Origin of the sequence: Neoakkermansia glycaniphila, assembly GCF_900097105.1 — a bacterium.
Classification (GTDB): domain Bacteria; phylum Verrucomicrobiota; class Verrucomicrobiia; order Verrucomicrobiales; family Akkermansiaceae; genus Akkermansia; species Akkermansia glycaniphila.
Map to the genome: position 1 here is coordinate 1,835,456 of NZ_LT629973.1, position 22,217 is coordinate 1,857,672.

The window sequence follows — 22,217 nt, forward strand, 5'->3', positions numbered from 1 at the left end:
ATGTCCTATCATATCCTCAGCATCGACGCTTATACCTGCCAGTTGAGCTGCGAAAGAGGGCAGCTTAGTTGCATCAGCGACAGCGGACGCCAGAGCATACCACTCGAAGATGTAGGCGCCATTATTGTGAGTTCCTTCAAAGCCACGTTGACCAGCAACCTCATCATCGAGGCAGCCAAACGTCGCATAGGCTTCATCCTGTGCGACAGCCACAAACCGGCGGCTCTCATCCTGCCGGCAGACCGGGCTACGGACACAGCTACCCTCCGCAGTCTCGCTACCATGCCTGCCCATCTGAAAAAACGCCTCTGGGATAAAACGCTATCCGCCAAATGCGGCAATCAGGCAGAACTGGCAACGGCATGGAATCCACTCCATCCGAAGATCGAAGAAATATGCGCCGTGGCAACATCCCGCCGCCCCAACCGGGAAGCAGACACGGCGCGGCTCTTCTGGAGTATCTTTGCCGATACTTTTGCCGATGCAAACTTTCGGCGCGGCCGCAAAGAAGAAGGCTATAATTCTCTGCTCAACTACGCCTACGCCATACTCCTCTCCTCCATTCTGCAAAAACTTTACGCCTTGGGGCTCGACCCGGCTTTCGGCATCTTCCATCAGGCACGGGAACATGCCGCACCGCTTGCTTATGACCTGATGGAGCCCTTTCGTCCGGCATTCGATGCCAATGTCGCCCGCTGGATTCGCCGGGGACTCGAGCAGGATGAGTCTCCCGATTCCATCTCCGAAATCACGCGGGAATACCGGCGGCATATCATCTCCACACTGGATGCCGAAACCTTCTGCCGCGGGAAAACAACAACGATCCGCGCCTCTCTGGAAGCCGTATGCCGAAGCTTCCGGCAGGCGGTGTTGTCTCACCAGTCCGGACCTTATGAACCATGGACAATATCAACTATAAAATGGGCTGGCTCGTAGTCTTCTTCGATCTCCCGACCACCACGCGGGAGGACAAAAAACAGTACATCCAGTTTCGGAAAAACCTGTTGGAAGACGGTTACCTGATGGTGCAATACAGTGTGTATGCACGGGCTTGTGTCACTCAGGAACGAATAGAAACCCATGCCCGGCGCTTGCGTAGCATGGTGCCTCCTGACGGTTCGGTGCGATGCATGTTCGTGACCAATATCCAGTGGGACAAAACCTACATTTTTCACGGAAAGTCGAAGCCTCCACCGGATATCTCCATGCCTGAACAGATGCTTTTGTGGTAGGACTCGTTGCGAGGAAATCTATTTAAGATATTCAATATAAAAGTAAGGCATGGTATCTACTGTACCATGCCTTACTTTGGATTCAAGGCAAAACGTGCATGATGGTCATTAGTTTCCGTAGATGACTGTACCATGCCTTACTTTGGATTCAAGGCAAAACGTATTCCGGTTTGAGGGGCAGGGTTTGTTCACTGTACCATGCCTTACTTTGGATTCAAGGCAAAACAATAATTCCAGCTATTTACTATGCTAATTAACTGTACCATGCCTTACTTTGGATTCAAGGCAAAACGTTGAGACTGACAACGTAGCCGCCACTCTTACTGTACCATGCCTTACTTTGGATTCAAGGCAAAACTGCTTGATGACCATGGGGATGCCGTGGTCTACTGTACCATGCCTTACTTTGGATTCAAGGCAAAACCCGGCTCGTATCCCTGTACCGAGAGCGATTACTGTACCATGCCTTATTTTGGATTCAAGGCAAAACGAATTTCCCTACCTCGTCACCCGCTTTTTGACTGTACCATGCCTGATTTTGGATTCGAGGCAAAACATAAAGAAGGCGACACTGTCTCAATCGCGAACTGTACCATGCCTTACTTTGGATTCAAGTAAATCGCGGATGATATGTTGATAAGATTATTTTCGATGCTCATTTTCAAGAGCATGTTTTGTTGTTATTAACAGGTTGTTACAGCCGTCTTCGAGGAGGCGGATGACGTGGGTGAAGCCTTCGGGGCCGCCGTAGTAGGGGTCGGGGATTTCGCGGTCGGGGTGGTTGCGGAGGTAGCTGCACATGGGCATGATGCGGGCGTGGTGTTCTCCGCTGCCGGCGAGGGCGAGGATGTCGCGGAGGTTGGCGTTGTCCATGGGGACGATGAGGTCGAAGGTTTCAAAGTCGCGGCGGGTGAGCTGGCGGCCGAGGTGGCCGCCCCAGGCGTAGCCTTCGTGTTGGAGGGCGGCGAGCATGCGGCGGTCGGGTTTGTCGCCGATGTGGTAGTCGGAGGTGGCGGCGGAGTCTGCCTGGATTTTGTGTTCGAGTCCGGCTTTGCGGATGAGGCTGTCGAAGACGATTTCGGCGGCGGGGGAGCGGCAGATGTTGCCGAGGCAGACGAAGAGGACGCGGTACGGGGCGGTGGCAGGGGGTGCGGGTTCGGTGGTCATGGCGGTGGCGGAGTTTGCGGAGATTGTAGCACGGCAGCAGCGGGGTGGCAATGTCGAAGGCTGGCAGGCTGGCCGGGTGATGTGGCGGGAGGCGGTTGCCCGGCGGCAGTGGGTGTGGTTGGCTTTGTGTTTTGTGTTTTAGGGGATGGCTGGCGGGAGTGGCGGGTATGAAGAAGGCGTGCCGTTGTTGCAACGGCACGCCTGAAGGGAGTGAAGTTTCCGGTCGGTTTTACTTCTCAGGTTTGGGGACGGCGATGCGTCCGCTGCGGGTGAGGAGCTGGATGTCGTATTCCTGCATCATGGAGACGAAGCGTTCGATGCGGAATTCGGAGCCGGAGATTTCGATGGTGAGGGTGTCTTTGGTGGCATCCACGACTCGGGCGCGGAAGACGTTGCAGACTTCGAGGATTTCGGAGCGGTTTTCCTTGGTGACTCCGACGCGGAGGAGGAGGATTTCGCGGTAGACGTTTTCGGTGTTGCGGAAGTCGATGACTTCGACGACATTGACTAGTTTGTTGAGTTGCTTGATGATTTGGTTCAGCGTTTCTTCCTGTTCGTCGACGACGATGGTCATGCGGGAGAAGCTGGGAACCTGACTCGGGGCGACGTTCAGGGAGTGGATGTTGTATCCACGACCGCTGAAGAGTCCGGCGATGCGTGTGAGGACGCCGAACTTGTTCTCAACTAATACGGATATGGTATGTAACGTCATGTTAATAGTCCAATGAGCTGTAGAGGATACAGGATTGAGGAGGGGAGGTCAAGGGTATTGTCGCAGGGGCGGGGGTGCCGGTGCGATGTGGGTGTGTTACAGGGAGCCACAGATTTCACGGATGCTCACAGATTCATGTTGATAGTGAATGATTTGTGGTTTTTGTTCCAGAGGGTGAGTGAAGGTCGGGCTGAGGCGGGAGCGGTGTTCCGTGTATGTGTGTTGTTTGTCAGTGAGGTTGAGGCGGGGTGGCGGCGGGGCTGTGTTTGCGCCCGGTGAGGGTGTACCAGAGGAAGAGGCTGTTGTAGGTGAAGTAGCGTTTGAAGAGGCGTCGGGGTTCGCGGCAGAGGCGGTAGAGCCATTCGAGGCCTCGTTTCTGGATCCAGAGGGGGGCGCGGCGGACGGTTCCGGCGTGGAAGTCGAAGGCGGCGCCAACGGCGAAGTAGAGGGCGGCTGGGAGGCGGTGGCGCATGGAGGCGAGCCATGTTTCCTGTTTGGGGCAGCCGAGGCCAACCCAGATGCAGGTGGCTCCGCTTTCGGCGATGCGCTGGAGGATGTTTTGCTGGATGGTTTCGTCCCATGTGCCGAAGGGCGGGGAGTAGCTGCCTGCGAGCTGGGCGCCGGGGTAGCGGGCGAGGAGTTTTTCGCGGAGGGTGGCGAGGGTTTGTTCGCTGCCGCCGAGGAGGTAGTGGCGGATGTGGGGGGAGGGCTGGCCTTTGTCCCAGAGTTCGCTCATGATGTCCGGCCCGCTGAGGCGGTGGGGGGCGTTGCGGGTGGGTTGGCGTTTGAGTTTCCAGACGACGGGCATGCCGTCCGGGCAGATGATGTCGAAGGTGTCGAGGTGGTTGCCGTATTCCTGCTGGCGTACGCCGCGGGTGACGACATGGGCATCCGCAGCGGCGATGAGGATTGGGCGGTCGAGGGTTTCCGCAGTGGTGATGAGGTGGGCGATGAGTTGGTCCATGGTTCCGGCTACGACGGGGAATCCGAAGACGTCGGCTCGTTCGAGAGGTTCGGCGGCAGGCATGTGTAGAGAGAGGGGAAGAGAGAGGTTTGTGCTGTGCGGTCCGCGTTACTGCGGGCGGTAGGGTTCGAGCATTTGCTGCATTTGGCGTTCTTTGTTTTTGGCGAGGCGTTTGGCTTCTTTGGTGAGGTGTTCCTGCATGCGGAAGGTTTTGGTTTTGCCGCCGGGTTTGAGGGGTTGGGAGGTGCCGTCCGGGAGGATGAGGGAGGCCTGGGTGTTGTCTTTGAAGCAGGCGTCGAGGATGTTGCGGAGGCGGCGGATGTGCCGGGGGTCGTCGATGGGGATCATGAGTTCGACGCGTTTGTCGAGGTTGCGGGTCATCCAGTCCGCACTGGCGATGTAGAGGCGGTGTTCGCCGCCGTGGCGGAAGTGGAAGATGCGGGCGTGTTCGAGGTAGCGGTCGACGATGCTGACGATGCGGATGTGTTTGGCGGCTTTGGGGGTGTTGGGTTTGAAGCAGCAGATGCCGCGGATGTTGAGGCTGATGCGTACGCCGGCATCGGCGGCTTCCTGGAGGGCGTCCATGATTTGGACGTCGTTGAGGCTGTTCATTTTCGCCTGTATTTCGGCGGGTTCTCCCTGCCGGGCGCGTTCGGCTTCCCCGGCGATGAGTTCGAGGAGGCGCGCTTTCATCATGGCGGGGGAGGGGTAGAGTTTGCGGAAGCGGGTGAGTTTGGTGCGGCCGGTGACGGTGTTGAAGAATTGGGAGGCATCGGCCCCGAGGTCGTCGTCGCAGGTGAGGTAGGAGATGTCGGTGTAGATTTTGGCGGTGGTTTCGTTGTAGTTGCCTGTGCCGAGGTGGCAGTAGCGGCGGAGGAGGCCGTTTTCCCGGCGGATGACGAGGCAGATTTTGGCGTGGGTTTTGAGGCCTTTGACTCCGTAGACGATTTGGACTCCGGCACGCTGGAGTTCTTCGGCTTTTTCGAGGTTTTTGGCTTCGTCGAAGCGGGCTTTGAGTTCGATGAGGACGGTGACCTGTTTGCCGTTTTCGGCGGCGCGTTTGAGGGCGGCGACGATGCGGGATTGTTTGGCGGTGCGGTAGAGGACTTGTTTGATGGCGATGGTGCTGGGGTCGTCCGCGGCTTCTTCGACGAGGCGGAGGACGGGTTCGAAGGTTTCGTAGGGGTGGTTGAGGAGGATGCCGCCGGTGTTGGCGATGTTGTCGAAGATGCTGAGGGAGGGGTCGATTTCCGGGGAGGGCTGGGGAGCCCATGCCGGGACTTTGAGGTTTTCGTTGCCGGGGGCGAAGGCCATGTCCATGAAGTCGGTGAGGCGGAGGGGGCCTTTGAGGAGGTAGGTTTCGTTGTTGCCTGCTCCGGTGATTTGCTGGATGCGGCGGACGAGGGGCGTGGGGGTGCCGGCGGGGAGTTCGAGGCGGACGCATTCGGAGAATTTGCGGGCGACGAGGACTTCTTCCATTTCGTCGGCGAGGTCGAGGGCGTCTTCTTCCTGGACGGCGATGTCTCCGTTGCGGGTGACGCGGAAGAGGGTGTGGTGGAGGAGGGTTTCTCCGGGGAAGAGGGAGGAGATGTGCGCGCCGATGAGGTCTTCGAGGAGGATGTAGGCTTCTTCTTCGGAGTCCGGGATGGGGATGCGGCGGGGGAGGTTGTCCGGGATGGTGACGGCGCAGAAGCGGGTTGTTCCGGTGTCGGGGTCGATGAGTTCGACGCCGATGATGAGGTTGAGGGAGGGGAGGATGGGAGGGGTGTCGACTTCCATGTCGAGCGGTGTGAGGAGGGGGGCGACCTGGGTGAGGAAGTGGCGTTCGAGGTCGAGGCGCTGGGGTTCGCGGAGGTGTTTGAGGAGGATGGGGCTGATTTTGTCTATTTCCATCAGCGGGAGGATTTCCTCGTTGATGAGTTTGTACTGGTCGGCGATCATGGTGCCGACTCGTTTGCGGATGAGTTGGAGCTGTTTGGTGGGGGTGAGGCCGGAGATGTCGCGGGCGCGGGAGCCTGCGCTGCGGAGCATTTGGAGGCCGCCGACGCGTACCTGAAAGAATTCGTCGAGGTTGGAGGCGGTGATGGCGAGGAATTTGATGCGTTCCAGCAGGGGGAGGTTGGTTCGTTTGGCCTGGTCAAGGACGCGCTGGTTGAATTCGAGCCATGAGAGTTCGCGGTTGATGTATTCGTTCATGGTGGGGTGGTGCAGTTAGCGGCTGAAGGTGGGGATGAGGGCGATTTCGTAGCCGAAGATGTCGGTGAAGAGGTCGCCTTTCTGGCTCATGGCCATGTTTTCGATGGTGATGTCGTTGAGGCCTTCGACGAGGATTTCGAGGCGTTTGTCGGCGATGCGGACGCCGAGTTTGCGGATGCGCTGGGAGTGGGAGCGTTCGAGGGCGTCTGCGACGCGGAGGATGGCTGCGAGTTTCTGGACGCGGAGGCGGTCGAGGGGTTCGAGTTCGGCGTAGGTGGGTTCGTCGGTGGTGGGGGCTCCGTGCCGGTGGTAGCGGGCGAGGAGGGCGATGATTTCGACGTCCGAGCGGCTGAGGCCGAAGAGTTCGCTGTTGAGGATGATGTATTGGGAGTGCTGGTGGTGGCGCTTGGGGTTGATGTAGGTGCCGATTTCGTGGAGGATGGCGGCGACGTGGAGGAGGAGGCGGTCGTGTTTGCCGAGGCGGTGGAGGTTCTGGAGGGCGTCGAAGAGCATGCAGCCGAGTTTGGCGACTTGCCGGCTGTGGGCGCGGTCCGCTTGGTAGCGGTCGGAGAGGAGGGCGGCGAAGTGGAGGACTTCGTCTTCGAGCGCCATGGTGTCCGTGTGGGAGAGGATGAGGCTGTTGAGGAAGTCGGTGCCGTAGTTGGTGGGGGGGATGATGATGCGGGAGCTGCCGAAGAGCTGGGCGATGGAGAGGTTGATGATGAGGGCGGGGAGGACGGAGGCGATGCTGGAGTAGTCCTGCTCGAGTTTGATCATGCGTTGCTCTACCGATTTGCTGGCGATGTTTTCGGCGAGGGAGGAGATGTCCGCCGCGTTGATGGCGGCGTTGTTTTTGGGGTTGAGGAGGGGGAGGAGTTTCTGGATTTCCGCGCCGATGATGATGATGGTGTCGGGCGGGGAGATGTTGTGGAAGTCGTGCTGGATCTGGTCGATCTGGCCGCGGATGTGTTCGCGGACGAGGGTGATTTCGGTGGAGTCGTCACTGTAGTCGATGTCGCCGATGGTTTCTCCGGTGCGGTGGGTGCCGAGGCGGTAGCTGGAGTAGCGGGTGATGCGGCCTTTTTCGAAGAGGAGGAGGCGGGTGTTGCCCGGGCCGGCGTGGACGACGAGGACGCGTTTTTTGAGGAGGTCGGGGTTTTTCCGGAGGACGGCGCGGACGCTCATGTAGATGAGGCGGGTCATTTCACCGTCGTCGATGACGCGGAGGCGGAGGCCGTGCGCGATGTGGAGGCGGTTCATGAAGGTGTCCATGTTGGCCATGTCTTGGACGATGTTGGTGGCGAGGAAGCTGATGTCGAGGGTGGTTCCGGTGCCGTATTCGCGGAGGAGGGCCATGTAGTCGTCCATGATTTGGACGCAGCGGTCCATGGTGGCGCGGGAGATGTAGCCTTTGCGGAAGATGTCGCGGGCGAGGGGGACGGGCTGGGTGAGGACGTCGATGATGCGGGCGTTTTCTCCTGCCGTTTCGCTGATCATGAGGTCCATGGAGCTGGCGCCGAGGAAGATGACGGCACGCAGGGCTGCCGCTTCGCCGGGGGCGGCGGCGGTTTGAGGGTCGGGAGTGGCGGAGTCGGATGTCATGTTCTAGAGAGACGATATGTCAGATGTTCTTTTTCATCAAGTCCCAAGTGGGGCTTTTCTGTGACTTTTGCGTCACATTTTCGTTGTGGGCGGGACGCAGTGCGGCGCAACGCTCCTTAGCGGGGCGCTGCGCCGTGCGTGTGGCGTGCCGGTCAGCGTGGGTTTACCAGTGCCAGGTGTTCTGGATCTGGAAGACGACGTTGGTGTCTTTGCCGTTGCCGTGTACGGGGTTGCGGGTGATTTGTATGTCCGGCTCAATGGTCATGGTGGGGGTGATTTGCATGACGTAGGCGAGTTCGATGCCGTATTCGTTGTTGTTGCGGACGGGTTTGATGCTGTCTGCCGGGGTGAGCCAGAGGAAGCCGAGGGCGAGCTGGTCGTTGTTGGCGTAGCGGAAGGGGCCTGCAGCAGCCCATGGAGCCTGCCAGACGAGGCCGGTGGTGACGGCGGATTTGACTCCGTTGATGGCGGCGGCATCGGGGTCGGCCCAGCCGAGGCGTCCGAACCAGCCGAGGGTGCTGTGTTTGCCGAGCTGCTGCTGCCAGTTGATGCCGACGGCGTTGCCGTTTTCACTGCCGGTGCGGGTCCATGCATATTGGAAGCGGATGGTGCCGGGCCCCCAGCCCATGAAGTCGTCCGAGACGAAGCCTGCTTCCATCATGTTGGTCCAGGCGTTTTTGTTGATGTATTGGAAGGGGTTGTGGTTGAGCTGGTAGTTGTTGCCCGCAGAGACGGCCATGAGGTAGAAGGATTTGACCGGCTGCCATGCGACGTGGTAGCCCCAGGCGCCGAAGGGGATGGGGAGGGCCTGGTTGAATTCGAAGGATTCGTTGAGGAGGTTGTTGAAGCCGCTGGCGGAGTAGGCGTTCTGGTCGAGGTAGTTGGTGGCGTCGAGCTGGCCTACCATGAGGACGAGTTTGCCGTCGAACGCGCTGTAGCCGAGGCTGACGTTGGCGAGGTAGGAGCCGCCGCCGCGCGAGGAGGCCGCGGGGTTCTGCAGGGAACCGAGGCTTTTGTTCGGGCCGCCGTTGCGCTGGTTGTAGTTGATGCCGTCACCCCAGTCCCATTCGGTGGCGATGAAGAGGCCCTGGCTGCCGTCCCGGGTGCGCATGAGGAACCAGTTGGCGAGCAATGAGGCGTTGTAGGAGGTGAAGTCGCGCTGGCCGCCGATGGGGCGGGGGCCGGTGATGCCGGTGTAGTTGAAGCCGTGGTTGAAGGAGTACTGGAAGCCTACGTCGGACAGGCGGTTTTTGACGATTTGCGCGCCTGTGGAGAGCGGGTCTTCATTGATGACGGCTCCCGGCTGGATGCAGGTGTTGCCGAAGACGTAGATGCCGTCGAGGTAGGGCATCATTTTCGGCGGGGTGGAGGGGAAGAAGACGAGGCGGCTGCCGGAGTCGTCCTTGCGGTTCTGCTGGATGACTGCGTCGGGGGTGGAGACGCCTTTGGTGCGTTTCATGAGCTGTTTGTGGGCAGGCATGCCTTTTTGCAGGCTGGGGCTTACCTGGTCTTCGGGCAGGGCGTGGACGTCGAAACCCTGCCGCGTGTTGAGGTATTTCGGGAGATCGGCCTGCTGTGTGCCGGTGTTGTCTGCGGAGGCTGGCGCCTGGGAGGCCGAGGCGATGGCAGATGCGGCAATAAGCAGGGTGCCTGTAGCCGTGGCCATGGCCTTTTTCAAGGTTTGGGTCGGTTCGGTGGTTTTCATGGTTTGAGTGGTGCGGAGGTTTCCGTTCACCGGGTGAGATGCCTGCGGTTCGTTCGGTTGTTCAATAACTGTTATTCGGAATGCATTGTTTTTCTAACGTGTATGGCTGGATGAGCGTATGCGGAGAAGCCGCGCCATTTTGCATGGCGCGGCTTGTTGATCAATGGGGGTATATCCGTTTTAGGATGCTGGCTGTGTGAGGGCGATTTGCCCGGCAGTGGTGCGGTTACGGTTTGTTTCGGGCAGGTTTGAAATATTCTCCGATAGCTTTTTGCATGGCGTCGGAGCCGTAGCATTTGTTGTTGAGGATGCGGTCGATGTGGGTATCGATGCTTTGATTGTATTTTTCCAGTGCCGGTTCGTAGACTTTCATGATGGGTTCCATCATTTCAGGGGATGGCGATAATTGGGCCGCATGGGCGAAGATGGTTTTGATTTGATCCAGCATTGCGAGGAAGAGCGGTGCGATGAGGTCGGCTTGTGCTTTGCTGGTGGTGCCTTCGAGGATGGCGTCGAGTTTTCCGAAGGCGACGATGAGGTCGGTATAGGCTTTTTCGATGCGTTCGTCGTCGGGGTTGGGGTTGGGAGTCTGTTCGGCGGCAGTTTCAGGCTGGGCCGATTCGGAGGCAGGAGCGGTTTCGGCGAGTCCGGCGGCGGTGAAGATGCCGAAGACGGGGAGCGTCAGTGAGATTGTGCGTATCATTCCGGTAAGATGATAGCTTGGGTAGGTCGGGGTGTCAAGGATGGTGGCCGGGGGTGTCTTGCATTACACGATGGTTCCGGAGTACGGGCCATGCGGTGGCGTTTCTGCTTCGAATAAGGAACCTTCCCCTCTGCAGTGGAAGAGAAGGTTTGTCGGCTGCGGATGGCAGGCTCTCAACGAATGGACGGGTCGATGCCTTGGCCGATTGAGTGCAGGAGGTCTTGCATGTTGCATTCCAGTTCGTTCGATCCGTAGTATTTTTTATTTCCCATTTGGCGTATGAGGCGGAAGAGTGCTTGATCGTAGCGAGGTGCCATGGAGATTCTCCGCTGGGAGAGTATGGCATGCTGTGCTATGTTGGATGGCGGTGCAATTTGTTCCATGTTCGTGTGGAGTTGATTGAGTTTTCTGGTCCATTGCCATGTGTGAAGGAGGGCGTCTTCGGCCGAAGTGTCGTCATCGATCATCGACAGATAGTCCAGAATGATTGTATAGAGATCGCATTCCTGTTGGGCGAGTATTTCCATGTACTCGAAATGATCGGATACGGGAGAGAAGAGTGTTTCGCAGGTTTGCTGAAGTGCCGGCGAGTCGTAATATTTTACGCTTTGCAATTGCTTTATATGGTTTTGTATCTGTGGGAGGAGGGAGGGATCGCCTGTGGGGCAGCTTGGATTGAGACCGGATTGGATATCCAGATTTTGCATTCTTGCCTGCAGGCTTCGCAGGGAGCGCGCAGCGTAATGCAAGTTTTCGGCGGTGGTTTCTGCTGAGGTGTTGTCGGACGTTTGGGCGAGGGCGGCGATGGTGTCTTTCAAAGTTGTGTCATAGACTTTCTGCAATCTGGTGTATTGAGAAGGGTACACATAATAAGAAAGCGTCATGTATTTTGCTGGGGTGAAAAAGTCATGCATGGCATGCCGCAACTTGTCCGAACCGTAAAAATCTTTATTTTTCAGTTCAGCACGATATGTCAAAAGCATGCGTCCGATCGTGCTTTCAATAGAGATTTTTTGGCGGTCGAGTTCCGGCGGCAGGTCGAGTTGGTAAAGGAGATGAAGTATCGTGCGCAATTTGAGCCTGCTCTGTTGCAATAAGGCTACGGCTTCGTCAGCGGTAGCCTGGTCGTGGATTCCCTGCAGTTGAGCTTGCATGATATGGTTCAGGGTTTCCATATCTTTGATGTTGGCTGCGGGATCGGTGTCGGGTGCTATTTGCTGCAAGGCGGTTTTCAGGTCGGCAGCCGGTTCGGCCGATACCTTTCCTGTGCTTGCCGCGAAGAGGGCGATGCCGAGGCAACAGAGCGCGGCATGGGTTGTATATGTGCGGAGGGGATGCATGGAATGAATGTGTTTGGATGAGATGATGGTTGTTGTGGTGTGGACTCAGAGGGTGTTTGTTGTCAGGTAGCTTCGTCGTTCATATCGTGGCGGTAGAGTTCGGCATGTGTTGGGAGGTTCCGGATAAGCGATTCGACGACTTTTTGCAGGTCCGGTGCATTATAGTAATTGTTTTGCATCAGATGGAAGCAGGTGTCGGTGAAGGCGGAGCCGTATTCGCACATTTTTTGGCAGCGCGCGGGCATCGTCTGCGAGGAGTGGCAGTTGATGGCGAAATGTGTATGAAGAGAGTCGAGTTTTTGCAACCATGGCCGAATGAGGAGAAGGGTATTTTCGGCGGAATCTTTGTCATGGACGGAGGCCAATTCTTGCTGGATGACCGTGTAGAGGTCGCATTCCTGCTGTGCGAGCAGTTCTTGATGGACGGAGAGGCCAGACGGAGGGAGGAAGATGGTTTCGCAGATTAGTTTCAGAGCCAACGATTCATGGTAATCAGTTTCGGAGAGTTGAAGGATGTGCTTCCGAATGAGGGGCATGTAGCCGATATTATTGAAGGGAGGTGTGTCTTCCCATCGGGGAAAAGGGGCCAGTGTTTGCATCCTTGCCTGCAGCGTTTGCATGGTGTGCATGAGCGTATACAATCGTTTGGCGGTGCTTTCTGCAGATTCTTGGTTGGTGATGTGTGCGAACATGGATTCGGCGGCGCGTAGCATCATGCCGTAATGAATGAGCAGCTGTTTGTATAATGGCGGCGTGTGGTACATGCCCGTGTCTTCTGCGTTTACCGGGGCGAAGCAGGCGTACAGCGTGTGCAACAATTTGTCCGATCCGTGGAATCTGGCATTTGTGACGCCGCTGTCCGATACAATCAGGGTTGTCGGAGCTGCGAATTGTGAAGTATATTGCAGGAGCAGGAGGCCGGTACGATGCTGGATGTCGAGTTTTCTTTTTTCGAGTTCCGTGGGTAATTGGGTTCGACGCAGGGACGCGACGAGTCCGGCCCATTTGAGGCGGTTTGCGTGTAGCCATTCGGCTGTTTTATCGGCAGAGCCTCGGTCATGGATTGCAGCCAACCGGGATTGGATGGCAAGGTGCATGGTTTCCAGTTCTTTGATGTCGGCTGAGGGATCGGTGCTGGGTGCTGCCTGTTGTGTGGGCTCCGGCTGTGCGGCTTTGACTGTTTGCGTGCCTGTTGCGAGGAGGGCGATGCCGAGTATGATCGGCCACGATGTGGGATGGGAATGTTTTTTCATATGATTGTATGTTTATATTAAATAACGTTTGAGATGAGCTTCGTCCGAAAATATACATTGTTTTGCGTTGAAATAATGGTCGGCTTTCTGTTTGTTTATATTTCTAGTTTTTTGTTTGTTAACGTGTTTTCGTTTTTATTCGTATATTTTTTTTGTGCTGACTATAAAAGATCAATCGATCACGCAAAACGCATTTGTCCGACAAAAAACAATGAGAAAACTCAACGTATGAGTTTCCTCATGGAAAGGATGGTGCCGGGTGTCTGGGCAGGCGGAATGAGCCGTTTTTATGACATGGGCAGGATGTAGGCTCCGTCTGCGTTCTTTTTCATGGGGATGAAGAATGCCTGCATGGCTGCCCGGAGTTCATCCGATCCGTAATATTCGTTCGATTCGAGGATGGCCTTGTTTTGTGCGAGGAGCCTCCCGATGTTGCTGCTTATGTCGAGCAACTGCTGTTTTTCCCCCGAGGTAAGCATGGTTTGGTTCAAGGAGGCGCCGATGGCTGAGAGTGCTGTTTTGGCGTTTTTCAGCTGTGCGGCGGCGGCATCTGCGGTTGGCCTGTCATGGATGCCGTTCAGTTGTGTTTTGATTTCGTCGTATGCCGTTTCCATCTGTTTGACGAGAGTTGCCGGTTCGGTTTTCTTTTCCGCGGACGGTGCGGCGGAAGGAGTGTCCGGAGCGGCTTGGAGGAGTCCGGGGGTGAGTGCAGCCGTGCCAAGGATGAGGGCTGCGCGTATGTGTTTGATTGTTTTGTTCATGGTTGTTTTGTTGGCGGGGAAGAGGTGGCGTTTGTCTGTTGAGGTCAGGCTTCAGGTTGCTGATTGAGGGCTTTTTGCAGTTCCTGTGAGCCGTAGAAGTTTGTTTGTTCGAGTTTGTGTTTCAGTTCTTCGCTCGTTGTCTGGCATTGCCGGAGTTGAGGGAGGAATTCGTCCATGATTTTTTGTTTGAGGGTATCCGGCGGGGTTCCGTATGTATGCACCATGTCGGCGAATGCGGTTTCTTCCGTTTTTTGCTGTTCGGAGAAGAATGTTCGTATGCGGGCGGCTGCGGCGTCGGCCGTGGTTTTGTCGTGTATGGACTGTATTTCCGCAAGGAGGGTTTGAAGGTTGCCGATCATTTGGGTGTAATATGCCCGCATGGCGTGTTCGAGTTTCTGCAGCGCTTCCGGGTCGGTCAGTTCCTGCTGGAGGTTTGCCACGGGGATAAGGCCGGAGGCGATGATGTCGGTGATGAGGTGTGCCAACGGTTCGTTGCCGAAGGCATCATGGAGTCTGATGCGGAGGACTTCTTTGTCGAGAGCCTGTTCGGCAGTCTCTCTGGCTTGTTGGTGGCGGCTGGTGATCGCGTCGACTTCGCTGACGGGGAGTTCTTCAAGCGCTGTTTTGATGCCGGGCAGGGTGCTGCTGAAGTAGTCGTGCATTTGCCGGTAAGTTTGCGCGGCTTTCCGTGCTGCCGTTTCTGCGGTGTTTTTGTCCGTGGCTTGTGCCAGAGCGTTTGCGAGCGCCGTTTTATGGGCGATCATTCCCTGGACATGTGTTTCGTAGGTGTTGGCGTGTCGCTGCCGTTCCGTTTGTGGGGTGGCGGGTTCCGTCTGTCGTGCCGTGCCGGGGGTGTTCTGCGCATGACTGATGTTGGCCGCAAGCAGGCAGGCTGTGAGGAGGAGGTTGGCGTTCATGCGGGTGCGGGGTTAATTTTCGTCCGTTTCCGGCTGGGCTTTTTCCGTTTGGTCTGCGACGGGGGTGGCGTTGTTTTGCTGTTGTGGTTTCTGTTCGGGAGATAGTTCTGCTACGATGTCGGAGAGGTCATTGTTGCGGTAGGTCTTTTTCGATGCCAGGCGTTGTACTTGTCTGTTCAGTTTGTCGGTTGCCTGTTGCATGTGCTCGCCATATGCCCGGTCGATGCGGGTTTGTTCTTCAGGCGAGACGTCATCCGAGCAGATGAGTAGTTCCCTGTTTTCCAGTAATCTGTTTTTCAAATCATAAGCATGTGGTCCTGCAGCGGCTGCTGCCGCTTTGCCTGTTATTTCGGAGAGAAGGTTGCTCAGTTGGTTTGTCAGGGCAATGTTTTGACGAATGAGGATTTCTTTTTCGGGCATGCCGACAGGGAAGTTGTCTTGTTTTTGTTCTGTGATGTTTTCCTGTGCCTTTTGCAGCATGTATTGTTCTTGGTATCGCCGGGAGAGGTATTGCAGCAGAGGTTCCGACTGGTAGACGAGGTAATGGTATTGTCCGGAAGCTTTTCCGGAGGGGAGATGGAGGAAGGGTTGAGTCAGGGGGAGGTATTTGTCATAGAGACGTTTTTGTGTTTCGGGAGGCAATTTTTGCAACAAATCCTGCAGCTCGTTTGTCCAATCATCATTCTTAATTCTGTTAAAATGATTTGGTCGTAAGCGCGTTATCTTCTTTTCTTGTAGCTCGTCGTGCAAAATTCGGATGGTGTCGATTGTTTCTTCGACGCGTTGCCTGTCGTTCGGTGTGCGGATGGAGGAGAGAAGTTTGTCGTGATTGTCGAGCCGTGCAAGATATTGCTGGAATAGTTCGTCGGCATCGGATTCTTCCGGATATTGATAAACAAGGCTTTCCCAGGCTTCGATGAATGAATGGATGGGATCTATCTGGTCCATGTAGTAAGCGATACTGCGTTTGTCGAAGCCGAGTCTTTTGAGTTGTATGGACAGTTTGCTGTCGATGCTTTGCATTTTCTCTCTGTAAGGCTCCAGAATGCGTTTTTGTTCTTTGAATGGTATGCCTTGGAGATCGTCGCGGATGAACGAGCTGTTTTGCAGCTCGTTTCCCATTTCGCGATGTATCATATTCCAGATGTCTTTGGCTCCTGCCTGGGTGGTGGCTTTGGATAGTTGGTTTTCCAGTTCCTGATAATGGGCCAGTATGGCTTGAAGGTGGTTTTCCAGTTGTGCCTGACAGGTGATTGTTTCGGAGCAGCCCGGTTCCTGTGTGCCGTCCGATTGGGCGGTGGCGGTTGCAAGGAGGGAGAGGCCGAGTGCAAGGGTGGCCGGGATGAGGCTGAGATGCTGGCGGATGGTCATGGGGTCGATAGGGTTCTATGTTGAATAACGTTTGAAAGGGGATGTCGTCCGAAAAAAAAAGTGTTTTTTGGAGGATGGAGGAGTTGGTTGCAGGCCGTAATCAGAGGAGTCGGGAGAATTTTTGAATGGCGTTTTTGAGGGTTTCGGAGCCGTAGTAGTTTTTCTGTTCCAGTTTTTTTCGGATGGTTTCCGTGGCGGTGGTGATGGTTTCCATGCGTTGCAGGCGGGGTTGCATGATGCGGTCTCCCATGTCGCGGGGCGGCATTCCGTTTTTCTCGATGATCTGATCACGGGCAGTCTCCATTGTTTGCATGAAGGCAGTCAGTTTTTCTGCTGCCGCGTCGGCAGATGCGGTGTTTTGTACGGTTTGCAGGAGGCTGTTGAGGTGTTCCATTTCTTCGAACATTGTGTCGAAGAATGCGGGGATTTCCCGTTCAAGGATTTGAAGTTTGGCGGGGTCTGTTTGCGTGTTGGCGGATCCGGGCGGGTTGTAATCGATCCAGTGGTCTTCCTGCAGTTTGACGATGAATTCACACATGCGGTCGGAGGTGTAGCCCTCATACACAGAGATATTGCCGATGTGTTGTTGAAACTGTTGCATGGTTGCATTTTTTCTATCGGCATATTGCTGTTCTACACGGTGTTGTTCTTCTTCCGGTGTCTGTTTGATGATGGGCGGCAGGGGGATTTTGTTGAGTTCGGCATAGATGGCGAAGGCCTGTTCCGCTGCTTGATCGGCAGAGGCTTTGTCTTTGACGGTGGCGAGGATGCTGTTGAGGGAGTCGAGCGCTGCCAGTGTGTTCCGATAGTGTTCGTCGTAGGTGGGCAGGGGCTGCTGTTGCCCGGCAGGTGCGGCGGGAGGAGATACGGGAGACGGTTGTTCTGCGGCATGGGCGGCTGTTGCCATAGCGGCAAGGAGGAAGATGGCGGGTTTGTTCATGGGATGATGCGGATTTTGAGGAAGGGATTATGTGTCGGGAATGTGGCTGGTGTTTTTTCTGATGAGGTGCGTGAAGCACCCAGTCGCGAGGCGGGTCAGAATCGGTAGGCAAATTTCAGAAGGGCTTTTTTCAGAGTTTGGGAACCGTAATAGTTTTGCTGTTCCAATTTTTTCTGGACGGCTTTCGTGGCTGCCTTGCCGGATTCTATCCGTTGCATGCGGGATTGTATGATTCTTTCCACCATATTGGGGGGAGTTTGCGCGTGTTTTTCACTGAGCTGATCTCTGCGGGCTTCCGTTTGCTGCATGAACGCGGCCAGTTTTTCGGCCGCCAGATCGGCAGATACCGTGTTGTGTACGGTTTGCAGGAGGGTGTTGATGTTTTCGATTTGTTCCAATGTTTGGTCGAGGAAGGAGGACATTTCCTGTTCGGCGCTTTGCAATTTGGCGGGGTTTGTTTGGAGGCCGGAGGAGTCGGACGGATGGTCGGCGGCCCAGTCGCTTTCCGCGAGTTTGTCGATGAGTTCGCCCATGTGGTCGGAAGAGTAGTTTTTATGCAGGACGATGTTGCGGATGTGTTGTTGCAAGTTTTGTGTGAACGCTTGTTTTGCTGCGGAATATAGGGCATCCACACGGCGTTGTTCTTCTTCGGATGTGTGTTTGAGAGCTGCTGACCGTGGGATTTCGTTGATGTTTTCATAGATGGCGAAGGCAAATTCGGCAGATTGGTCGGCAGATTCCTTGTCCTTGACGTTAGCCAGAATTCCGTTCAGAACCATGAGTCCTGATAAGAGGTTGTGATAATAATCAAGGTAAGTGGGCAGGGGCTGCTGTTGCCCGGCAGGTGCGGCGGGAGGAGATACGGGAGACGGTTGTTCTGCGGCCTGGGCGGCTGTTGCCATAGCGGCGAAGAGGAAGATGGCGGGCGTGTGCATGGGGTTTGGTTTCTATGATGACAGGCTGTCATGGAGTTTCTGGCGAGTCAAGTATTTCTTGAAGGTCGGCGGATTGGTGGTGTTGGTGCCGTTTCAGTTTTTTGAGGATGGTTTCCCACTGTTGGGCGGTTTGCGCCCATTGGTGGTAGTAGGCATTGTCCAGTGCGAGTTCCTGTTCGCGGGGGAGTGCCGCCAGGTCGGCTCGGATGCGGTTTTCGCACTGGGCGGCGATGCCCGTGGTGAAGATGGCCGGGCGGAGGGTGTCAAGTTGTTCCGCCGGTTGAGGGGCGGTGGATTGTTCTTCCCAGCAGTGGGAGAGGAGGAGGCAGGTGCAGAGCAGCAGGGGCCATGTTTTCATGGTTGCCAGTCTAGCGGGGTTGCCCCGTGTCGAACAAGGGTCAAGGGGACAGGAAGTGTCACAAGTCCGTCACAAGGGCGGGCTTGGTTGTAAGGGAGGTTTTGCGGAGGGTGAGGGGTGTCAGCGGAGGGCGTCGACGCAGAGCTGGGACCATGTTTCGAGGCGTTCGTAGGAGGGGCCTGTGAGTTCTTCGAGGGTGTGGAAACGGAGGTTGGCGAGGGCGGTTTCGTTGGCGGCGATTTGATCCGTTTCGAGGTCGAAGCAGTGGACGATGCCGAGGTGGACGGAGCCGACGGGGTTGCTGTCGTCGTTGATGGCGGCGAAGAGTTTCTGGGTGTAGGCTCCTTCGATGCGGAGTTCTTCCCGGATTTCTCGTTCGACTCCGGCCATGTAGGTGTCGAGGTTGTCGGCCAGGCCGTCCACAGGGTTGATGTGGCCGCCGATGCCGACGGATATTTTGTCGTGCAGGCGTGCTTCGCCTCCGGATCCGCCGCGTGTGTAGGCGAGGATGCGGCCGTTGTGGCGGAAGATGGCGTAGGCGATGATTTGTTTGTATTCGGGGGAGTTTTCGGCGAGTTCGCGGTCGATGTAGTGGGCGATGCCGGGCTGGAGGAAGGCGCGGAGGTATTGTTCGGGGGCGAGGTTTACGCCCTGAAAGCTGCCGACGGCGTCGAATGCGGTGCGGGGGACGACGAGTACCTGTTCTCCATGATAGCGTGACATGGCGTTATTACAGGGTGCGGCCGGGGTGTTTGTCAAGTCGTTTTCCCGAGGAGGCGGGCTTTGTTTTGCACAGTCGTGCTTTGCTGTTGACGGTTCGTGTTGTTTTTTTGTAGAATAATCGCGGTTGCGCATGTCTTTTGCGCCCTGCTTTCTATGTCATGAATGAAGAGGCTTTACCTTTGCTGGCCGGTGTTCGTCTGAACGATCGCTATATTGTTTCCCGTACGTTGGGTGTGGGAGGGTTCGGTATTACCTATCTGGCATGGGATGAAGAGGGAGTGAGGCAAGTGGTGGTGAAGGAGTGTATGCCGACGGGGCATGTGTGCCGCGATGCCCAGGGGGATGTGAGGCCGGTTTCGAGTGAGTCGGCGCAGGTGCTGGCGGCTTGTATTGCCAATACGGATCATGAGATCGGCGCTCTGCAGCGGCTTGATGTGGACGGCGTGGTGAAGTTTTACGATCATTTTCTTGAGCGCGGGACGATTTATTACGCGATGGAGTATGTGGAGGGCGAGTCTCTTCAGGAGATTGCGGATGTGCGGGCGGAGCTTGGGCAGCATTACGAGGCGGAGGAGATCAAGGGGCTTTTGCTGAATTTGCTGGAGATTCTGGATAAGGTTCACAAGCAGGGGATTTACCATTGCGATATCAAGCCGGGGAATGTGCTGATTACGCCCGAGGGCAAGACGGTGCTGATTGATTTCGGCGCGGTGCGTTCACGGGAGTTGCAGCATGCAGGGGCGGTGCAGGTGAGTCCCGGGTATTCTCCTCCCGAGTTTTATCCCGGTTTTCGCCGCGAGATCGGTCCGTGGACCGATTTGTACGAGCTGGGGGCAACGTTTTACCGTTTGTTGAGCGGCAGGATTCCGGAGCCGGGCGATCAGCGGTCGATGCGCGACCGTACGCAGAGGCTGGCGCTGATGCCCGCTTTGAAGGATTTGTATCCCCAGCCGCTTTTGGTGGGGGTGGATAAGGCTTTGTCTCCGTCGATACGGGATCGTTATCCGACGGCGCGGGCGTGGATCGATTATCTGGGCAAGCCGCAGGGCGTGTTCATGATGCCGGCGCTGAGTGCGCGCCACAAGAGCCGTGCCTTGGCCCGTGCCAGCGTGGGGGCTCATGCCGTTACCAGAGCTCCGCAAAGCGGTGTGTCTGCCCGGATGGTTGCTTCGATGCATGCCGGACAGGGGGTGAAGCGGCCTACACGTTCATTGGGTTCCAACCATATACCGCGTATGTTCAAGGATACAACAGATCAATCAGAGAAGCCGGATAAGCCGGTGTTGACAAATAAGGGCATTACCCTGAAGTCTTTCCGTTCGGCGCAGCAGCAGAATGCGCCTGCGGGCGCTTCCCCTGCCGCCTCTCCGGCGGCTGCCAAGGGTGTGCCGTCCCGCGTCGGAATGAAGCCGGCTTATACCCCCGCTGCGAAGCCACAGAACGATATGCCATGGATGATGGCAAAGGTGGCTTTGGTGCTGGTGGTGGTGTTCGTGCTGGGTTATTTGATTTTCGGGCGCAATAACGAGCCTGAGCCGAGCGCTCCCGCACCTGCGCCGAAGCAGCGCGTTTACAAGGGCGGCGGCGGTATGGGCGTGCCTGCGCCTGCCGGCTATACGCAGCCTCGTACAAGCGGAGGTTCGCGCTAGGAGGGAGGGTTGCCGGTCCGGTGATGGACCGGGTTGTTGGCGGAGCCGCATGATGCGGCTTCCGTGTTTTGTTGTGTTTGGCGGAGGCGGTGCCGCGACCGTTTTGTGGAGGAGGGTGGCCGTTTGTTGGACGGGAGGCGGGTGGTCGGGATGTTTTACTTGCCGTCGTCGTCCTTGGGGATGGGGGTGCGGTCCACTTCGTCGAGGCGGCGCTGCCAGAGGTAATGGCGCGTTTCCGCGATGAGGACGCCGGTGAGGCCGATGAGGCAGACGAGGTTCGGCAGGGCCATGAGGCCGTTGGCGCAGTCTGCGAAGTTCCAGACGATGTTCGATTTCGGGGTGACGCAGCCGATGAAGACGGCGATGACCCAGAGGACGCGGTACGGGGTGATGAGGCGCGTGCCGCCGAGGTATTGAAGGCAGCGTTCGCCGAAGTAGGACCACCCCAGCAGTGTGGAGACGACGAAGGTGGTGAGGCTGATGGTGAGGAGGTGGGCGCCGAATCCGCCGATTTTGCCGAAGGCGAGGTAGGTGAGTTTTTCGCCGTCGATGGAGGAGATGTCCGGATGGGCCATGATGCTGGTGACGATGACGAGGCCGGTGAGGGTGCAGATGACGACGGTGTCCCAGAAGGGGCCGGTGGAGGAGACGAGCGCCTGCTGGACGGGGTTCGGCGTGCGCGCCGGGGCGGAGATGATGGGCGAGGAGCCCATGCCCGCTTCGTTGGAGAAGAGGCCGCGAGAGACTCCTTTGCTCATGGCGAGCATGATGGCGGAGCCGATGAAGCCGCCGCCCGCCGCCTGCGGGGTGAAGGCGCTGCTCAGGATGAGTTCGACGGCGGGGAGGATGTATTCCCAGTTCATCCAGAGGATGCAGGCGCAGCCGAGGATGTAGATGAGGGCCATGGAGGGGACGAGGGCGGAGCAGAGCCGGGCGATGCCTTTCAGGCCACCGAGGAGGACGAGAGCCGTGAGGACGGTGAGGATGGCGCCGGTGCCCCACGTGGGCAGGGAGAAGGAGTGTTCGAGTACTTTGGCGGCGGCGTTGCCCTGCGTGATGTTGCCGATGCCGAAGGCGGCGATGGCGGTGAGTACGGCGAAGGTTCCGGCGAGCCAGCGGTTTTTTAGGCCGTATTTCAGGGCGTACATGGGGCCGCCGACGATTTCTCCGTTGGAGGCGATGCGGCGGTATTTGATGGCGATGAGTCCTTCGGCAAAGCGGGTGGACATGCCGAGGAATCCTGTGAGCCAGCACCAGAAGACGGCGCCGGGGCCGCCTTCCGCCACGGCGAGGGCGACGCCGATGATGTTGCCCGTGCCGATGTTGGCGGCCAGGGAGACCATGAGGGAGCTGAACTGCGAGATTTCGCCATGTTTTTTGTTTTCCTTGCGGAAATAGAGTTTCATGGCGGTGAGCAGGTGCCGCTGGGGGAAGCGGAGGATGCAGGTCAGGTACAGGTGGGTGCCCATGAGGGCGAAGAGGAGGAGGTAGCCCCACAGGTAATGGTTGCCGCGGGCGAGCCAGTGGTCGAGGAGGTCAAGCATGGTCGGAGTGGAGAGCGTAGCAGAGCAGGGTTCGGATGGTCAAGCGTTTATCCCCGTTTTTTTGCCTCATGAGGGGAGTAACTGTTTTTGAACGATGGAGGGGGGACGTTTGTCATCTCGGTATGAGATCTGAAAGCGGTTCCGT

General features: G+C 57.0%; 20 protein-coding genes and 1 CRISPR repeat array. Of the genes, 3 read left to right on the forward strand and 17 right to left on the reverse strand.

Annotated elements, in window-relative coordinates; all coding sequences use genetic code 11:
- On the forward strand, positions 1-936 hold the full coding sequence (gene cas1, locus PYTT_RS13040) for a type II CRISPR-associated endonuclease Cas1 (RefSeq protein ID WP_067777312.1): 936 nt from the start codon (positions 1-3) through the stop codon (positions 934-936).
- Positions 900-1,232: a CRISPR-associated endonuclease Cas2 gene (gene cas2 / locus PYTT_RS07605; protein ID WP_067777308.1), complete on the forward strand. Its 333-nt coding sequence runs from the start codon at positions 900-902 to the stop codon at positions 1,230-1,232. Before cas1 ends, cas2 begins: the two co-directional genes overlap by 37 nt.
- A gap of 58 nt (positions 1,233-1,290) precedes the next feature.
- Positions 1,291-1,854: a CRISPR direct-repeat array (repeat unit 36 nt; unit sequence ACTGTACCATGCCTTACTTTGGATTCAAGGCAAAAC).
- Between the two features lie 20 nt (positions 1,855-1,874).
- Here cas2 and PYTT_RS07610 read toward each other — a convergent pair.
- The 16 genes from PYTT_RS07610 to PYTT_RS07685 all read right to left on the reverse strand — a co-directional run bounded on the left by PYTT_RS07610 (position 1,875) and on the right by PYTT_RS07685 (position 18,879).
- The gene (locus PYTT_RS07610) at positions 1,875-2,399 is read right to left on the reverse strand and encodes a low molecular weight protein-tyrosine-phosphatase (protein WP_067777306.1); all 525 of its coding nucleotides are present in this window, start codon (positions 2,397-2,399) and stop codon (positions 1,875-1,877) included.
- A gap of 229 nt (positions 2,400-2,628) precedes the next feature.
- Positions 2,629-3,111, reverse strand: coding sequence for an acetolactate synthase small subunit (ilvN, locus tag PYTT_RS07615; protein WP_067777304.1), 483 nt, complete (start codon positions 3,109-3,111; stop codon positions 2,629-2,631).
- 229 nt (positions 3,112-3,340) lie between these two features.
- Entirely contained in the window at positions 3,341-4,138 is a 798-nt protein-coding gene (locus PYTT_RS07620; RefSeq protein WP_067777301.1) for a WecB/TagA/CpsF family glycosyltransferase, read from the reverse strand.
- A 45-nt stretch (positions 4,139-4,183) separates the two neighbouring features.
- Positions 4,184-6,271, reverse strand: coding sequence for a polyphosphate kinase 1 (gene ppk1, locus PYTT_RS07625; RefSeq protein ID WP_067777299.1), 2,088 nt, complete (start codon positions 6,269-6,271; stop codon positions 4,184-4,186).
- 15 nt (positions 6,272-6,286) lie between these two features.
- Positions 6,287-7,873 (reverse strand): Ppx/GppA phosphatase family protein, encoded by a 1,587-nt coding sequence (locus tag PYTT_RS07630; protein WP_067777297.1) that lies wholly within the window; start codon positions 7,871-7,873, stop codon positions 6,287-6,289.
- Between the two features lie 163 nt (positions 7,874-8,036).
- Positions 8,037-9,578, reverse strand: a complete 1,542-nt coding sequence (locus PYTT_RS07635; protein ID WP_141675868.1) for a carbohydrate porin — start codon at positions 9,576-9,578, stop codon at positions 8,037-8,039.
- A gap of 226 nt (positions 9,579-9,804) precedes the next feature.
- Entirely contained in the window at positions 9,805-10,281 is a 477-nt protein-coding gene (locus PYTT_RS07640; protein WP_067777293.1) for a hypothetical protein, read from the reverse strand.
- Positions 10,282-10,454: 173 nt separating this feature from the next.
- Complete coding sequence (locus PYTT_RS07645) at positions 10,455-11,621, reverse strand: hypothetical protein (protein WP_067777291.1); 1,167 nt, start codon at positions 11,619-11,621, stop codon at positions 10,455-10,457.
- A gap of 62 nt (positions 11,622-11,683) precedes the next feature.
- On the reverse strand, positions 11,684-12,874 hold the full coding sequence (locus PYTT_RS07650) for a hypothetical protein (protein WP_067777289.1): 1,191 nt from the start codon (positions 12,872-12,874) through the stop codon (positions 11,684-11,686).
- Between the two features lie 287 nt (positions 12,875-13,161).
- The gene (locus PYTT_RS07655) at positions 13,162-13,635 is read right to left on the reverse strand and encodes a hypothetical protein (RefSeq protein ID WP_067777287.1); all 474 of its coding nucleotides are present in this window, start codon (positions 13,633-13,635) and stop codon (positions 13,162-13,164) included.
- Between the two features lie 44 nt (positions 13,636-13,679).
- Positions 13,680-14,552, reverse strand: coding sequence for a hypothetical protein (locus PYTT_RS07660; protein ID WP_067777286.1), 873 nt, complete (start codon positions 14,550-14,552; stop codon positions 13,680-13,682).
- A gap of 12 nt (positions 14,553-14,564) precedes the next feature.
- Positions 14,565-15,923: a hypothetical protein gene (locus tag PYTT_RS07665; RefSeq protein WP_067777285.1), complete on the reverse strand. Its 1,359-nt coding sequence runs from the start codon at positions 15,921-15,923 to the stop codon at positions 14,565-14,567.
- Positions 15,924-16,023: 100 nt separating this feature from the next.
- Positions 16,024-16,863, reverse strand: coding sequence for a hypothetical protein (locus PYTT_RS07670; protein ID WP_067777283.1), 840 nt, complete (start codon positions 16,861-16,863; stop codon positions 16,024-16,026).
- Positions 16,864-16,958: 95 nt separating this feature from the next.
- Positions 16,959-17,798, reverse strand: coding sequence for a hypothetical protein (locus tag PYTT_RS07675; RefSeq protein ID WP_067777281.1), 840 nt, complete (start codon positions 17,796-17,798; stop codon positions 16,959-16,961).
- A gap of 28 nt (positions 17,799-17,826) precedes the next feature.
- Positions 17,827-18,156 carry a hypothetical protein gene (locus tag PYTT_RS07680; protein ID WP_067777278.1) on the reverse strand — a complete coding sequence of 110 codons (330 nt, stop codon included), beginning with the start codon at positions 18,154-18,156 and terminating at the stop codon, positions 17,827-17,829.
- A 120-nt stretch (positions 18,157-18,276) separates the two neighbouring features.
- Positions 18,277-18,879 carry a hypothetical protein gene (locus PYTT_RS07685; protein WP_067777273.1) on the reverse strand — a complete coding sequence of 201 codons (603 nt, stop codon included), beginning with the start codon at positions 18,877-18,879 and terminating at the stop codon, positions 18,277-18,279.
- Positions 18,880-19,037: 158 nt separating this feature from the next.
- Here PYTT_RS07685 and PYTT_RS07690 point away from each other — a divergent pair, with 158 nt between their 5' ends.
- Complete coding sequence (locus PYTT_RS07690) at positions 19,038-20,528, forward strand: serine/threonine protein kinase (RefSeq protein WP_067777272.1); 1,491 nt, start codon at positions 19,038-19,040, stop codon at positions 20,526-20,528.
- A 155-nt stretch (positions 20,529-20,683) separates the two neighbouring features.
- On the opposite strand, the gene PYTT_RS07695 is transcribed toward PYTT_RS07690, so the two are convergent.
- The gene (locus PYTT_RS07695) at positions 20,684-22,072 is read right to left on the reverse strand and encodes an alanine/glycine:cation symporter family protein (protein ID WP_067777270.1); all 1,389 of its coding nucleotides are present in this window, start codon (positions 22,070-22,072) and stop codon (positions 20,684-20,686) included.
- Positions 22,073-22,217 lie beyond the last annotated feature (145 nt).

Bases quoted from the DNA above. Each gene is read 5' to 3' on its own strand.
- cas1 (WP_067777312.1), top strand. From the start codon at position 1: ATGTCCTATCATATCCTCAGCATCGACGCTTATACCTGCCAGTTGAGC.
- cas2 (WP_067777308.1), top strand. From the start codon at position 900: ATGGACAATATCAACTATAAAATGGGCTGGCTCGTAGTCTTCTTCGAT.
- PYTT_RS07610 (WP_067777306.1), bottom strand. From the start codon at position 2,399: ATGACCACCGAACCCGCACCCCCTGCCACCGCCCCGTACCGCGTCCTC.
- ilvN (WP_067777304.1), bottom strand. From the start codon at position 3,111: ATGACGTTACATACCATATCCGTATTAGTTGAGAACAAGTTCGGCGTC.
- PYTT_RS07620 (WP_067777301.1), bottom strand. From the start codon at position 4,138: ATGCCTGCCGCCGAACCTCTCGAACGAGCCGACGTCTTCGGATTCCCC.
- ppk1 (WP_067777299.1), bottom strand. From the start codon at position 6,271: ATGAACGAATACATCAACCGCGAACTCTCATGGCTCGAATTCAACCAG.
- PYTT_RS07630 (WP_067777297.1), bottom strand. From the start codon at position 7,873: ATGACATCCGACTCCGCCACTCCCGACCCTCAAACCGCCGCCGCCCCC.
- PYTT_RS07635 (WP_141675868.1), bottom strand. From the start codon at position 9,578: ATGAAAACCACCGAACCGACCCAAACCTTGAAAAAGGCCATGGCCACG.
- PYTT_RS07640 (WP_067777293.1), bottom strand. From the start codon at position 10,281: ATGATACGCACAATCTCACTGACGCTCCCCGTCTTCGGCATCTTCACC.
- PYTT_RS07645 (WP_067777291.1), bottom strand. From the start codon at position 11,621: ATGCATCCCCTCCGCACATATACAACCCATGCCGCGCTCTGTTGCCTC.
- PYTT_RS07650 (WP_067777289.1), bottom strand. From the start codon at position 12,874: ATGAAAAAACATTCCCATCCCACATCGTGGCCGATCATACTCGGCATC.
- PYTT_RS07655 (WP_067777287.1), bottom strand. From the start codon at position 13,635: ATGAACAAAACAATCAAACACATACGCGCAGCCCTCATCCTTGGCACG.
- PYTT_RS07660 (WP_067777286.1), bottom strand. From the start codon at position 14,552: ATGAACGCCAACCTCCTCCTCACAGCCTGCCTGCTTGCGGCCAACATC.
- PYTT_RS07665 (WP_067777285.1), bottom strand. From the start codon at position 15,923: ATGACCATCCGCCAGCATCTCAGCCTCATCCCGGCCACCCTTGCACTC.
- PYTT_RS07670 (WP_067777283.1), bottom strand. From the start codon at position 16,863: ATGAACAAACCCGCCATCTTCCTCCTTGCCGCTATGGCAACAGCCGCC.
- PYTT_RS07675 (WP_067777281.1), bottom strand. From the start codon at position 17,798: ATGCACACGCCCGCCATCTTCCTCTTCGCCGCTATGGCAACAGCCGCC.
- PYTT_RS07680 (WP_067777278.1), bottom strand. From the start codon at position 18,156: ATGAAAACATGGCCCCTGCTGCTCTGCACCTGCCTCCTCCTCTCCCAC.
- PYTT_RS07685 (WP_067777273.1), bottom strand. From the start codon at position 18,879: ATGTCACGCTATCATGGAGAACAGGTACTCGTCGTCCCCCGCACCGCA.
- PYTT_RS07690 (WP_067777272.1), top strand. From the start codon at position 19,038: ATGAATGAAGAGGCTTTACCTTTGCTGGCCGGTGTTCGTCTGAACGAT.
- PYTT_RS07695 (WP_067777270.1), bottom strand. From the start codon at position 22,072: ATGCTTGACCTCCTCGACCACTGGCTCGCCCGCGGCAACCATTACCTG.